At 72.9% G+C, this 14,651-nt stretch carries 10 protein-coding genes; all 10 read left to right on the forward strand.

Going from position 1 to position 14,651, the window contains the following annotated elements; all coding sequences use genetic code 11:
- Positions 1–237: 237 nt before the first annotated feature.
- Positions 238–1,665, forward strand: a complete 1,428-nt coding sequence (locus I6A81_RS06870) for a glycosyltransferase family 2 protein (protein WP_203006623.1) — start codon at positions 238–240, stop codon at positions 1,663–1,665.
- Between the two features lie 239 nt (positions 1,666–1,904).
- Positions 1,905–2,801: a glycosyltransferase family 2 protein gene (locus I6A81_RS06875; RefSeq protein WP_307874514.1), complete on the forward strand. Its 897-nt coding sequence runs from the start codon at positions 1,905–1,907 to the stop codon at positions 2,799–2,801.
- A gap of 168 nt (positions 2,802–2,969) precedes the next feature.
- Positions 2,970–4,556 carry a S8 family serine peptidase gene (locus I6A81_RS06880; protein WP_203006624.1) on the forward strand — a complete coding sequence of 529 codons (1,587 nt, stop codon included), beginning with the start codon at positions 2,970–2,972 and terminating at the stop codon, positions 4,554–4,556.
- Entirely contained in the window at positions 4,553–5,842 is a 1,290-nt protein-coding gene (gene tyrS / locus I6A81_RS06885; RefSeq protein ID WP_203006625.1) for a tyrosine--tRNA ligase, read from the forward strand. The genes I6A81_RS06880 and tyrS overlap by 4 nt, the downstream gene beginning before the upstream one ends.
- A gap of 411 nt (positions 5,843–6,253) precedes the next feature.
- The gene (locus I6A81_RS06890; RefSeq protein WP_203006626.1) at positions 6,254–7,279 is read left to right on the forward strand and encodes an NAD-dependent epimerase/dehydratase family protein; all 1,026 of its coding nucleotides are present in this window, start codon (positions 6,254–6,256) and stop codon (positions 7,277–7,279) included.
- Between the two features lie 23 nt (positions 7,280–7,302).
- Positions 7,303–7,863: a dTDP-4-dehydrorhamnose 3,5-epimerase family protein gene (locus I6A81_RS06895; RefSeq protein WP_203006627.1), complete on the forward strand. Its 561-nt coding sequence runs from the start codon at positions 7,303–7,305 to the stop codon at positions 7,861–7,863.
- A 344-nt stretch (positions 7,864–8,207) separates the two neighbouring features.
- The gene (locus tag I6A81_RS06900) at positions 8,208–9,473 is read left to right on the forward strand and encodes a class I SAM-dependent methyltransferase (protein WP_203006628.1); all 1,266 of its coding nucleotides are present in this window, start codon (positions 8,208–8,210) and stop codon (positions 9,471–9,473) included.
- 8 nt (positions 9,474–9,481) lie between these two features.
- Positions 9,482–11,842, forward strand: a complete 2,361-nt coding sequence (locus I6A81_RS44735; protein ID WP_285223020.1) for a hypothetical protein — start codon at positions 9,482–9,484, stop codon at positions 11,840–11,842.
- Positions 11,843–11,858: 16 nt separating this feature from the next.
- Complete coding sequence (locus I6A81_RS06915; RefSeq protein WP_203006631.1) at positions 11,859–12,764, forward strand: hypothetical protein; 906 nt, start codon at positions 11,859–11,861, stop codon at positions 12,762–12,764.
- A 235-nt stretch (positions 12,765–12,999) separates the two neighbouring features.
- Complete coding sequence (locus I6A81_RS06920) at positions 13,000–14,550, forward strand: Wzz/FepE/Etk N-terminal domain-containing protein (protein WP_203006632.1); 1,551 nt, start codon at positions 13,000–13,002, stop codon at positions 14,548–14,550.
- Positions 14,551–14,651 lie beyond the last annotated feature (101 nt).

The raw sequence follows: 14,651 nt of genomic DNA on the forward strand, positions 1-14,651 counted from the left end.
AGGTCTGGGGTCGCGCCAGCGACCTTGGACGCGACGTAACCAAGATCCCAACCCGACCCCGGGTATACAGGTCCTGCCCGGCACCAGGCGGGTCGGGCGCGAAGCGTCCGACAGGCGGAGCGCCGATGGTCGCCCCTGGGCGACCTTGAGGCGACCGCCACACTTTCCCCGGTGTCGGGTGCCCGACGGCGGCCCCATCCGTCGGCCGTCCGCGGGACCCCGTTACGGTTATCGGTCATGGCAGGAGTACGGGCCCTCGGCCGTGGCGCCACCGTCGCCTTTCTCGGCGCGACCACCGTGTACGGTCACGTTCTGTATCCGGTCTATATCGGGTTGAAAAGCCGGGGTCGCAACCCCGAAGCACCCGCGGATCCGGACGAATGGCCGTCGGTGAGCGTCGTCGTCGCGGCCTATCGAGAGGCCGCGGTCATCGGGACCAAGCTCGACGAGCTGCAGACGGCCGACTACCCAGGTGCGCTCGAGATCATCGTGGTCGCGGACGACGAGGACACCGCCACCGCCGCGCGCCGCGCCGGCGTGCGGGTGCTCTCGTCCGGCGAGCGGCTCGGCAAGGCCCGGGCCGTCAACCGCGGCGTCTCCGCGGCGACCAGCGACGTCGTGCTGCTCACGGACGCGAACGCGTCGCTGGCGCCTGGGGCGCTGCGCGCGGCGATGCGGCATTTCAGCGACCCGACGGTCGGCGCCGTGGCCGGCGAGAAGCAGGTGGACGACCCGCAGGGCGCGCAGGGCTTCTACTGGAAGTTCGAGTCCTGGCTCAAGCGGTGCGAGTCGGCGACGGGGGCGACCATCGGCGTCGTCGGCGAGTTCCTGGCGTTCCGGCGCGACGCGTTCCGCCCGCTGCCGGCGGACGTCGCGGTCGACGACGCGTGGCTGGCTCTCGACGTGCTGGAGAGCGGGCTGCGGGTGGTCTACGAGCCCGAGGCGTACTCGGTCGAGACCTCGAGCCCGACGTACTCGGAGGAATGGGAGCGGCGGACCAGGATCGTCGCCGGCAACCTCGACATGATGTGGCGGCGCCGCGCGACCATGGCGCCGGGGGCGCTGTCGGTCACCCCCCAGCTGTGGGGCCACCGGGTGGTGCGCTCGTCGTTCGGCCCGATGGCGCACGTCGCCCTCGTGGCGATGTCGGTCCCCGCGGCCCGGCACAGCTGGGGCGCGCGGCTGTTCCTCGCGGGCAACCTGGCCGGCGCGGCCAGTGCCGCGGCCCTGGCGAACGGCAAGACGCCGCCGGGCCCGTCCCGGCTGGCCGCCCAGGTGTTCTTCCTGCAGGCCGTGGCGCTCGGCGGGGTGCGCCGGTTCCTCGCGCACGACCGGCCGGCGGTCTGGCCGAAGCCCGAACGGGTCGCGCCGGAGGGGGCTCCCGCGCTCGGCGCGGGCGGCGAGCAGCCGGCGGTCGAGGGATCCGCCCCCGCCCGTGGCCCCCTGGGGGGCGCGGGCGAGCCGGTCATCGGCCCGGAGGCGGCCGCGACCGGGCCGATCATCCTGCCCCCGAACTTCGGCACCGGGCAGCCGTACGACGCCGACGGCTTCGGGGACTCCTACGGGTCCGCCGACCCTTACGGGCAGGCGGACACCCGGCAGCCGCGGCCACAGGGGCCGGCGGACACGTTCGGGCCGGAGCGGACGTACAGGCCGGCGCAGTAGGACGCGTCGGCTCGGGCGGGTGGGGAGTTGTCACGGTGACTGACCAGTGGAACGGGGCGGGCGAGCCCGAGGCTTCGGGGCACCGGCCCGCGCCGGACGCGCCGGCGGCGGCGGTCGGTCCTGGCCTCCGGCCGTCCTGGGTCAGCGACGGCGTCGTCCCGGTCGGCGTCGTCCCGGGCCAGGGCGGCCAGTCACGGGTGGTCGACGGCTTCCCCAGGGCCGCCTGGCAAACTGAGGCCGTGACTGATCCCGCCTGGGCGTACGAGCTAGTCATCGTCAGCTTCCACAGCCGTGGACAGCTGGAGCAGATGCTCGCCGAGCTTCCCCCGGACATGCCGGTGGTCATCATCGACAACGCCAAGGGTGCCGACAAGGTCCACGAACTGCTCGCCAACAGGACCAACGGGCGCTACCTCGACTCCGGGGGCGGCAAGGGCTTCGCCAAGGCCGCCAACATGGGCATCCGGTCGTCCGCGTACGAGTACGTCATCCTCGGCAACCCGGACAGCCGGCCCACCATCGAGATCATCAACTCGCTCGTGGACGACCTGCGGACGGACCGGTCGCTGGTGACCAGCGCGGCGACGATGAAGGGCCACGACGGCAAGCCGGAGCTTGGCAACGGAGGCTGGGAGCCCACGCCTCGCCGCGTGCTGCTGCACGTCCTCGGAGCCCACAAGATCGCGCCGTCCTCGGCCCTGTTCGCCAAGCCCGTCCCGGGCAAGTCGATGGAGCCGGAGTGGCTGACCGGCGCCTGCATGGCCGTGCGGAGGCAGACCTTCCTCGACCTCGGCGCCTTCGACGAGACGTTCTACGTCTACAGCGAGGACATGGCGCTCGGCCGCGCGATCCGGGAGGCGGGGCTGCGCCAGAAGCTGCGCACCGATCTGATGGTCCCGCACGGCGCTGGTGGCTCGGGCGCCGCCAAGACGTGGATGCTGCAGATGCGCGGCGCCTCGATGATCCGTTACCTGCGCAAGCACAACGCGCCGGCCAAGGTCAACGCCATGCGCTCGATGCTCGTCGCGGGCTACGCCGGGCGCACCGTGCTGTCACGGGCCCGTGGGCGCGAGGCGACGGCGCAGGAGCACGCCGCCTACATCAAGGGCCTGCTGGTCGGTCCCCCGAAGCCCTGAGCCGCGGCGCCCGACGGGTCCGGGACGCGCGCGATGTCGCGTTTGGGACCGCGGCTCCCCGGACCGCGCCGGCCGTGGAAAACTGCCGGAAACCCGTAGCGGTCCGGCGCGCTGGCGCGGTCCCGGACTGGCGATACGGGGCTGCCGCTCGCTGAAGGGGGCGCGTCCATGCCTTTCGCGTCCTCACCGGGGGTCAGCCGGCCCCGGTCCGCCGCGGCCGGCCGCTGCCGGCGGGCGTCGACGCGTCGGCTCAGCGCCCCCGCGGCGCTGGTGGGCGTCCTCGTTCTCGGCCAGGTCCTCCTGGGCCCTGTCCTGTTCGGCCTGGGTGGCGGCGTCGCGCGGGCGCAGACCAGCCCGTGGTACGTGGACGAGCTGCGCCTCGCCGACGTCCACCGGCTCTCCACCGGGACCGGCGTCGTGGTCGCCGTCGTCGACGGCGGTGTGGACGCCACCCATCCGGCCCTCGCCGGCCAGCTGCTCCCGGGCATCGGCCTCGGCGCCGACGCGGCCCCCGACGGGCAGCGCGACGACGACCCGGACGGTCATGGCACGTCGATGGCCGGCATCATCGCCGCGCGCCCCACCGGCCCCGACGGGGCCCCGACCGGGTTCCTCGGCGTGGCGCCGGACGCGAAGATCCTGCCTGTCTCCACGGGGGTCGAGACCGACACCGTCGAGGTGGCGCAGGCGATCCGGCTGGCGACCGACCGCGGCGCCAAGGTGATCAGCCTCTCGCTCGGCTCGACCGGATCGGCCAGCGTCGGCGAGCGGTCGGCGGTGCGGTACGCCCTGTCGCGCGACGTGGTCGTGGTCGCGGCCGCGGGCAACGTCGAGTCCGACGACAGCCCCCCGGAGGCCTACGAGATCAACTCTCCGGCGAACATCCCCGGCGTCATCGCGGTCACCGGCTCGAACCCGCGCGGTGAGCTCTGGGTGGGCTCCGCGTACGGCCCGCGGGCGGTTCTGGCGGCGCCGGGGGCCAGCATCCGCTCACCAGTCCCCGCGGAGCTCTCCCCCGTCGGAGCCGCGACCAGCGACGGCACCAGCAACTCGACGGCCATCGTCTCCGGGGTGGTGGCCCTGGTGCGGGCCCGGTATCCCGACCTGAGCGCGCCCAGCGTGATCGACCTCCTGATCAGGACCGCGGACGACAAGGGCCCGCCCGGGCGGGACGAGAAGTTCGGCTTCGGCATCGTCGACCCGCTGGCCGCGCTGACGGCGACGCCGGACCGGGTCGCCGTCAACCCGCTGCTGGCCGAGCCGGGCGCGCAGGCGGGCAACCCGCTGCCGGCCGACGAGGACGCCCTGCTGCGCGCGGGCGGCGACGCTCCGGACGGTGGCACCTCAGGTGGTTCCCCGCCCGCCTCGCCGGCGGCGCCCGGCCCCACCGACGTCGTCGTGCCGCCAGCCGGCGACGAGGAGGACGGCCCCGGCGCGTTGGCCTGGGTGGGAGGCATCACGGCGGCGGTGCTGGTCGGCATCGGCCTGGGCGCGGGCGCCTTCGCGGCCAGCAGGGCGCTGCGCCGACCGGCCGGGGCCGGCGCCGGCGCACTCGCGTCGCCCGAAGCGGACCGGGGGGCGCCGGGCGGGCCGCTGACACCGCCGCGCGCCCCGGCCGCGCCTCCCGCGTCTCCCGCGCCGCCCCCGCCCGGAGCCATGCCGTCCGGCGCCCCCGCGTCCGGCGCTCCAGCATCCGGTGTCGCGGCGCCCGCTGGTGATCACGGCAGGCGGGGCGTCGGTAGCATGGGGGAATGACGAGCGCGCTACTGGAGGAGCTGTCCTGGCGTGGGATGATCCACGACAGTACCGATCCCGCCGAGCTGCGGGCCCACCTCGACAGTGGTGCGCGGCGCGTCTACATGGGCTTCGACCCGACGGCCCCGTCGCTGACGATCGGCAATCTGCTGGCGATGACCCTGCTGATCCGGGCCGCGCGCGCGGGTGTGGCCCCGGTCGCGCTGTTCGGCGGCGGCACCGGTCTGATCGGCGACCCGTCCGGCAAGTCGGCCGAGCGGCAGCTGCTGTCGGCGGACGATGTCGCGGCGAACGTGGCCCGTCACCAGGAGCTGGCGCGGAGCATCTTCGCGCGGGCGCTGGAGCCTGAGCAGATGCCGTTGTTCCTCGACAACTCGGCCTGGCTCGGCGGGCTTGGGATGATCGAGTTCCTGCGGGACGTCGGCAAGCACTTCCCGGTCGGCGAGATGACGAAGCGGGACATGGTCCGCCGCCGGCTGGACGACCCGAACGCGGGTCTGACCTACACGGAGTTCAGCTACGCGCTGCTGCAGGCGTACGACTTCCGCCGGCTGTGCGAGGACCACGGCGTCACGCTGCAGATGGGCGGCTCCGACCAGTGGGGCAACATCGTCGCCGGCATCGACTACATCCGCCGCGTGCTGCGGACGCAGGCGCACGGGATCACCTGCCCGCTGCTTCTGCGCTCCGACGGCACCAAGTTCGGCAAGTCGGAGAAGGGCGCCGTCTGGCTGTCCGCCGATCGGACCTCGCCCTACACCTTCTACCAGTTTGTGATCAATCTCTCGGACGAGGACGCCCGCAGGTTCGCGCTGTTCTTCTCACTGACCGACCGGGAGCCGCTGGAGAAGCTGTTCGCCCAGCACGCCGAGACCCCGGCGCGTCGGACGCTGCAGCGGCACCTGGCCCGTGAGCTGACGACGCTGGTCCACGGCCCGGAGGCGACCGAGGCGGCCGAGGCCGCCTCCGAGGCGCTGTTCAAGGGCGACGTGCGCGCGATCGGGCCCGAGATGCTCGGCGACGTGTTCGCTGACGTGCCAAGCATCGACGAGCCCGCGTCCCGGCTGGCCGGCGAGGGCTGGCCCGTCGTCGACCTCCTGATCGCCGTCGGCCTGGCGAGCAGCAAGCGTGACGCCCGTGAGCACCTCGGCAACGGCGCGGTCCTGGTCAACGGCGTCAAGGCGACCGACCCGGCCGCCCGCGTCACGGCCGCGGACCTCCTGCACGGCTCGGTCGTCCTCGTCCGCCGCGGCCGCCGCGAGTGGCGGGTCGCGCGCTTCGCCTGACCGAGGCCGTCGCTGACCGGGCCCCCGCCGACTGGGCCGTCGCTGACCGTGGCCACTGAGACCACACCGTTACCGCGCCGGGTTCGCGGGTTCGCGCCGCCGTGGGTGTCACGGTGACCGTGGACACCATCGGCCTGGATTCGTGGCGGTGTCACCGCGCGGCGTGAGGCTGTCACGTCCCTTACACCTGCTTGGGGGCGGCGGTCGCGAGCGCCACAGGAACGGTCGGTACCGTTCTGGGCTGGAAGGCCGGGCCGTGCCCAGGCCGATGGAGGCGCGAGATCGTGTTCCGCCCGCGTCGCCGGAGGCCGCCAGCCGACAGGCCGTGACCGCTGGCAGGCCATGGCACGTCACCGCGGGCCCCACGAGGCAAGGGGCCCGCGCGCCCTCGAGTAACGGGAGGACTCGCGCATGAAGGTGCTCGTCACGGGCACGGAGGGCTATCTGGGTAGCCTGCTGGCGCCTGAGCTGCTGCGCGCCGGCCATGACGTCATCGGCGTCGACACCGGTTACTACAAGTACGGCTGGCTCTACCGGGGAACCGACCGGACCGCGCACACCCTCGACAAGGACCTGCGGAATCTCACCGTCGAGGACCTCGCCGGCGTCGACGCGGTCGTGCACATGGCCGAGCTGTCCAACGACCCGCTCGGCGCGCTCGCCCCCGACGTCACCTACAAGGTGAACCACCAGGGCTCGGTAAGGCTCGCCACGCTCGCCAAGGAAGCGGGCGTCCAGCGGTTCGTCTACATGTCGTCGTGCAGCGTCTACGGGGTCGCCGCCGGCGGCGACGTCACCGAGACCTCCGAGGTGAACCCGCAGACGCCCTACGCCGAGTGCAAGGTGCTCGTCGAGCGGGACGTCACGCCGATGGCCGACGACACCTTCTCGCCGACGTTCCTGCGTAACGCGACCGCCTACGGCGCCTCGCCCCGGATGCGGTTCGACATCGTGCTGAACAACCTCTCCGGCGTCGCCTGGACGACCGGGGAGATCGCGATGACCAGCGACGGCACGCCGTGGCGGCCGCTGGTGCACGGCCTCGACATCGCCAAGGCGATCCGCTGCGTGCTGGACGCCCCGCGGGACGCCGTGCACAACCAGGTCTTCAACGTCGGCGACAGCTCGCAGAACTACCAGGTCAAGGAGATCGCCGACGCGGTGGCGACGGTCTTCACCGGCTGCAAGCTCAGCTTCGGCGACAACGGCGGCGACAACCGCAGCTACCGGGTGAACTTCGACAAGATTCACTCCGAGCTGCCCGGCTTCTCCTGCGACTGGGACGCGTTGAAGGGTGCCCAGCAGCTCCACGACGTCTTCAGCCGGATCCAGCTCGACGACGCGACCTTCACGGGCCGCGGCCACACCCGGCTGAAGCAGCTGCAGTACCTGATCGCCACCAAGCAGCTCGACGCAGACCTGTTCTGGACGTACTAGGACCAGTTCCTCGGAGGCCACTGGTGATCATCACGCCGACCGAGCTGGACGGGGTGTTCATCGTCGACGTCGAGCCGTTCGCCGACGAGCGCGGCCTGTTCGCCCGGACGTTCTGCCAGGAGGAGTTCGCGCGCGCCGGGCTCGCGGTCGACGTCGCGCAGTGCAGCGTCGCCCACAACCGGCGCGCCGGCACGATCCGGGGCATGCACTGGGCGGGGGAGCCGGTCCGCGAGACCAAGCTGGTGCGGGTGACGAGGGGCGCGCTGCTTGATGTGGTGGTCGACACCCGGCCTGGCTCGCCGACCTGGCTGCGTCACGTCGAGGTGGAGCTGACGGCCGACAACCGCCGGGCGCTGTTCATCGACGCTGGTCTCGCGCACGGGTACCAGACCCTCGTCGACGACACCGAGGTGACCTACCAGATGAACGTGCCCTTCCAACCGGGCCACGACCGCGGCCTGCGCCATGACGACCCGGAGCTCGGCATCGCCTGGCAGCTGCCGGTCACGGTGATCTCCGACAAGGACCGGTCCTGGCCACTGCTGCCGGCCACGGCGGGGATTGCGGGTGCGGAGGTGGGGTAGCGGGCCCGCGCGCCGGCCGGCGGCACGTGCTCCGCATGTGCATACCTGGGAGACGCGAGGCGAGCGATACCATCCCGTTGCGAGAGAGTCCAGAACAGGTGCCTGACCGGCGCTGACCGGCACCGTCCGGGCTCGGGACACCCCGTTAGCGAAACCGTTACATCCGTCTGGTCGGATATCCGGTGTCCGACGTGGCTCGTGCCCGGCGGGCGCGCCGGGGCGCCAGGGCGCGGCCGGGCCGCGGTCGGGTGGTCCGCCGGGAGACCCCGGCGGACCAGACACCAGCAGACCAGATCTCGATGTTCGACCCGGCCGGGAGCCGGGCCCGTCAGGCAGGGGAACGCATGTCAGGGGAACCAGCGTCGGCGACTGAGGTGACCAGTTGCCGGTCGTGCGGGGGCGAGCGGCTCCGGCCGTTCCTCTCGCTCGGCGCGACGCCGATCGCCAACCGGCTGGTCCGCGCGGACGCGCTGGACGAGGCCGACCCGAGCTTCCCCCTCGAGGTCGGGTTCTGCGAGGACTGCGCGCTCGTTCAGCTCACCCATGTACTGCCGGCTGACGAGATCTTCGACGAGGACTACCCGTACTTCTCGTCCTTCTCCGACATGCTCGTCCGACACGCCGAAAAGAACGTGATCGACCTGATCGAGAGCCGCGACCTCGGGCCGAACAGCCTGGTCGTCGAGGTGGCGAGCAACGACGGCTACCTGCTCAAGGCGTTCGTCGAGCGCGGCATCCCGGTGCTCGGGATCGAACCGACGCCCGGCCCGGCGGCGGCGGCCCGCGAGGTCGGCGTGCCGACCCGCGAGGAGTTCTTCGGCGCCGAGCTCGCCCAGCGGCTCGTGGACGAGGGCCTGCGGGCCGATGTGATCATCGCGAACAACGTGATGGCGCATGTGCCCGATCTGAACAGCTTCGTCGAGGGCTTCTCGATCCTGCTCAAGGACGACGGCGTCGTCAGCGTCGAGAACCCCGGTCTCCACGCGCTGTTCGCGCACACCGAGTTCGACACCGTCTACCACGAGCACTTCTGTTACTTCTCGACGATCGCCGTCGAGGCGCTGGTGCGCCGGCATGGCCTCGAACTGGTCGGCGTCACCGAGTTCCCCGAGCTCCACGGCGGGACGCTGCGCTGGCGGAGCGCGCGCGCCGGGGCCCTGGGCGGCGGCGCGCCTGACGAGTCGGTGGCGCGCGTCCTCGGCGCCGAGCGGGCGGCCGGGTTCGACTCGTTCGAGCGCTACGGGAACTTCGGGGCCGAGGTCGGCGAACTGCAGCGTGAGCTGCTCGCCCTGCTCACCGACCTCAGGGCCCAGGGCAAGACGATCGCGGCCTACGGCGCCGCCGCGAAGGGCGCCACGCTGCTGAACTCGACCGGCATCAACACCGACCTGATCGACTTCGTCGTGGACCGCAATGTCCACAAGCAGGGCAAGTACATGCCCGGGGCTCGGCTGCCGATCCTGCCACCCGAGGCACTGCTCGAGCGTCAGCCCGACTATCTGCTGCTGCTTGCCTGGAACGTGAAGAACGAGATCATGGCGCAGCAGTCCGAGTACGCGTCCCGCGGCGGCTCGTTCATCGTGCCCGTACCGCGGCCCGTCGTCCTGTAGGCGGTGCGATGGAGCGGCCTGGGCGGCCGGCGGCCCGGGCCGATGACCCGGAACAGCACGAGCGCACCGAGCTGATCACACGCGGAGATGGTCACGGCCCGCGTGCCGACGGCCCCGGCAAGCCTGCCGGCCCCCGTAAGCCTGTCGACCCCGGCAAGCCTGCCGGCCCCCGTAAGCCTGTCGACCCCGGCAAGCCTGTCGACCCCGGTAAGCCCGTCGACCCCGGTAAGCCTGCCGGTCCTGGCAAGCGTGACGGCCTCGGCGAGCGCACCGAGGTGATCTCGCGCGGCGACGGACGGGGCGGGCGCCCCGACGGCGCGTACCAGGGTGGCCGGCCCGGTGCTCCCGTGGGCCCGGCCGGCCGCGCGCCCGCCCAGGCGCCCGCGCCGCGGGACCAGCCGCCCCAGGAGCAGCCTGCCCGGGACCGGCCGGCGCGGGACCCGCGGACGCCCGGCCCGGCGCCGAGGGTGCCGGTCGGCGGGCGGCCGGACGACGCCCGCGCGGGTGACGGCCGGTCACCCGACGGGCCGGCGGGGGCGGGCAAGGCCGAGGAAGGCGAGCCGGAGCGGCACCGCGGCTGGGACAACCGCGGCCTGCCGCAGCCCTTCCAGAGCAACTTCATGAACAGCTTCACCCAGACGATCGATCTCACGGCGCTGCGCCGGCGGCTCGCCGAGGAGGAGTCCGGTCGCGAGTCCACCACGGGGCCGCGGCTCTACGGCCCCGGCCGCGGGCCGGGTGGGGCGGTGGACTCGGAGGGCACCCAGCGTCTCTTCCGCGACCCGGCGCGCCAGCGCCGCCAGCCGCCGCCGGGCGCGGGCGAGGACGAGCTGGGCCTGCGGGACCTCGACGCGGCGGAGCTGCCGAGCAAGCCTGGGGTCGGCTGGTCACCCCACACCGGCGAGCGGAGCAAGGCGCCCGGATCGGCCCGTAGCCGGGCGATCTGGACCCTGATCGACCAGGTCATTTCCAGCGGCACCAACTCCATCCTGATGTTCGTCGTCGCGAGCCGGGTGTCGGACTCGGAGTTCGGCGCGTTCTCCATCGCCTTCGCGGTGTTCGCGGTCGTCATCGGCTTCTCGAAGTCCACCGGCGGGCAGCCGTTGTCCATCCGGTTCGCCGGCGCCCCGGAGTCGGTGTTCGCGGGCGCCGCCGCGAAGGCCACCGGCTCGGCGTTCGTGCTCGGCCTGCTGGTCGGCGTCGGCTGCGCCCTGGTCGGGGCGGTGCTCGGCGGCTCGGTCGGGCCGCCGTTGGTCATCCTGGGCATCGTGCTGCCCGGCCTGCTCGTGCAGGACCTGTGGCGACAGGTGTTCTTCGCCCAGGGCCGCCCGGCCGCCGCCGCCGCGAACGACGCCCTGTGGGGTGTGGTCCAGGTCGCCGGCGTGGCGGTGCTGCTCGCCCGGGACGTCAGGGTCGCCTCGCCGATGCTGCTCGCCTGGGGCGCGGCGGCGGCGGTGGCGGCCCTGATCGGCGTCGTCCAGGCGGGGTTCTGGCCAGCGCCCACGCGCGCGCTGCAGTGGATCCGGGAGCACCGGGACATCAACGGCTACCTCGCGGCCGAGTTCGTCGCCGTGCAGGGCGCGCTGAACGCGAGCTTCCTGGTGATCGCCGCCGTCGCCGCGATCCAGGTGAACGGCGCGCTGCGCGGAGTGCAGACCCTCCTCGGCCCGACCACGATCTTCGCGATCGGCATCATCAGCTGGGCGATCCCGGAGTACTCCCGGCGCAAGGACATGTCGGCCGCCGACCGGCTGCGGGCCGCCTACCGGCTTTCCGCCGCGGTCGCGACGCTGGGCATCGTCTGGGGCCTGGGCTTCCTGCTTATCGGGCCGATCGAGATCGGCGGGAAGCCCATCGGTGAGCGCCTGCTCGGCGACACCTGGGCCGGGACCCACGAGCTGCTCGGCCTGTCGATCATCCAGCAGGCCGGCGCCGCCTCGACCGTCGGCGTGAGCTGCATGCTGATCGCCCTCGGGCGGGCCAGGCAGACCTTCCGGCTGAACGCGCTGATGGCTCCGCAGCTGCTGCTCTACCCGATCATCGGTGTGGCCATCGGCGGTGGCACCGGCGCGGTGTGCGGCTACATCGTGGCGAACTGGGTCATGGTGCCGTTCTGGTACCGGCTGCTGCGCCGCGCGGCCCGCGAGGCCGAGCAGGAGTGGGCCGTCGCGAACGGCCCCGCGCCCCGGTCGGACGGCGGTGACCGCAAGCAGCCGGGCGGCAAGCAGCTGGGCCGGGAGCAGCCAGCCCAGGAGCAGTCGGGCCAGGATCAGGAGCAGCGGAGCCAGGGGGAGCGGGTGGACCAGCGCGAACGGCGGCCGGAGCCGCGTCCCGGCCGGGCGCGAGGCGCGTCGGCATCGAACACCTGAACGTGGAGTGAGTCGCATGAGGCTGTACGTGGTGTGCCGCTCGGTTGGGAGCGAGAACACGAAGAACCGGCCGGAGTTCTACAGCAAGACACTCGCGTTGGCTTCGTTGTTGCGCGCCGTAGAGAACGTCGGTATCCCGACACAAGTGGTGTTCGCGAACGACGGGCCGATTCCCGAAGAACGCCTGTCGATGATGTCGGGCGCCGGTGAGGTGCTGCCGATCAGGTGCGGCAGCAACCGGTCGTCCTACCGGTACGTGCTACGGCTGCCCCGGACCCGCGGCTGGGCCCACGACGACCTCGTCTGGTTCGCCGAGGACGACTATCTCTACAGCGCCGACGCGTTGTCCGGCGTGGTCGCCGCCGCCGAGAAGCTGCCCGAGGCCGACTACTTCACCGTCTACAGCGAGCTGCGCTTCGCCGCCGACGCGACGAGGCGCCGCCCGACGATCGCGTCGGCGAGCCGGGCCGACGGTGACGAGGAGGCCGTGTCGATCGGCCGGGCGCGCTGGTACCACGCGGTCAGCTCGACGAGCACGTACGGCGCCTGGGTGCACACCATCCTCGCCGACGAGCGGCTGCTGCGGACCACGCCGTTCGTCGGCGGCGCGTTCGACCACGCCACCTGCATGGCCTACCAGGGCTACCGGCCGTTCGGTCTCTCGGAGCTGGGTGGTGAGCCGCTCGACCCGGACGAGCAGGCACCGACGGTGAAGCGGGCCGCGCGCCGGGTCGCGCTGACCGGGGTGCGCGGCGCGCTCAACGTGGTCGCGCTGGCGCGGCCCGAGTACAGCCGGCGCGTCCTGGTCGCGCCGGATCCCGACCTGGCCACCCACCTGGAGGCCGGGCACCTCGCCCCGGGCACCGACTGGGCGGCGGAGGCGCGCGCCGTCGAGGAGTGGCTGCGCGCGGCACGGAGATAGATCCCCGGCACGCGGAACGCCCCGGCCACCGGATTGGCCCGGCGTTGCCGCCCTGGCGATTTGCCGCCCACGGCCCTGGGCTATGCTCGCATTCCAGACCACGAGGTCGCGGGAATTCGCCCGCGCCACGCGGTATCTGCCGTCGTAGGTGCCAGAGCGCGCTGGTACGGGGGCGCTTGGCGGCTCCCTCGGGATCGCGGAACACCACCGCGTCAAGTGGAAGCGAGGCGGAGCGGTGAGCTCAGCTGGTTCTCAGAGCAACGACGGCGGGAACGCGCCGGCGTTGTCACTGCTGCGGGTCCTCGGGCGCCGCTGGCTTCACATAGTGATCGCGGTGGTCGTCGCGGGCGCGCTGGGTCTCATCGTGAGCATGGTGGTCACACCCACCTACAAGGCATCCGCGAAGATCTTCCTTGCGATCGACGAGGAGGGCTCCAGCTCGGTCGACATCAGGGAAGTGGTGCAGACCCAGGCGGAGATGGCGACCTCGTCGCAGGCGATCAAGATGGTCGCGACCGAGCTGAGGACCGATCCCGGCTACGTCGCTGGTCACATCACCGCGGTGCCCGCCGAGTCCGGCTACTACTTCACGATCACCGGCCTGGCTGAGGACCAGACGAAGGCCCGGCAGCTTGTCGAGTACACGACCAAGTCCTTCAAGACGCTGCTGACGAACTACAGCGGCGGTGACGCGGAGACCCTCAAGAAGCTGCGGGAGCAGCGGGACGCGCTCCAGAAGACGGTGACCACGGCGCAGCAGCAGGCCGTGGGACAGACCGCCGCGCCGGACGTGACCGCGGAGACCCAGGCCATCGAGAACCTGAACGGCAAGATCGCGAACGCGATGGTGGCGCAGGCGGTCGCCGCGAGCTCGGTCCGGCTCGCCGAGGACCCGGTCGAGGCCGGCCAGATCGCGCCCAAGCCCTTCGTCAGCGTGCTGATCGCCGGGTTGATCGGGCTGTTCGTGGCGATGGCCGTCATCTGGATCCGCTACCTGCGCCAGCCGACCGTGCTGGACGGCCGGGCCGCCGCCGACGCGATCGGCGCGCCGCTCATCGTCGGCGGCACCGGCACCGCGGCGCCAAGCATCGACACGATCGTCTCCGCGATGGCCGCCGTGCTCTCGCCGACGGTCAAGGTCGTCGCCCTCACCCCGGCGGCCCAGGGGGACCTCACCTCCGACACGGTCGCCGGCGTCGCCGCCAGCTGGTCAGACGACCAGGGCGTCGTGCTGGTCCTCGACGCCTCGCCCAGCTCGGACGTCCGCTCCGTGCTGGAGCGGCTGCCCCGGGCCACCTCGGGCGAGCTGCCGCGCTGGGCGCACGAGCCGACCTGCCTGGCCCGCTCCTCCGGCAGCGGCCGCGGCCACGTCCTCTACAACCGGGTCTCGCCGTCGCGGGCCTCCCGGCCGGGCGGGCTCGCGCCGATCCTCGCCGACCGCGCCCCGGTCGTCGACCTCGTGCTGCTGCTCACCCCGCCGCTGACCGACCTGCCGATGACCGCGGCCTCCGCGCTGCAGGCGGACGCCGTCGTCGTCATCACCTCGCCGGTCACCCGCACCGACGAACTGGCCTCGGTGCCGCGCGACTGGCCGGCGCTGGCCGAGCGGATCGTCGGCATCATCCACGGCGAGCGGGGCGGTTTTCGGCCGTCGACCATAGCGTCGGAGACCCGCGGCGGCGCCCGCCCGACGGTCGGCGCCCTTCCGGAGCGGGGGGACTACGACCGGGACAGCGGCGGCAGTGCTGACCCGGAGGCCACCGACCGCTACGTCCGCAAGTACTGAGCCGCCGCAGGCGGCACGAGGGCCCCCGCCCGGGGACTGCTACCCCGGCCGGGCCCCCCCCCGGTGCGGCGGGAGGGGCCCCCCCAGCCCCAAGACCCCCA

The sequence above is a fragment of the Frankia nepalensis genome (assembly GCF_016786325.1).
GTDB lineage: Bacteria > Actinomycetota > Actinomycetes > Frankiales > Frankiaceae > Pseudofrankia > Pseudofrankia nepalensis.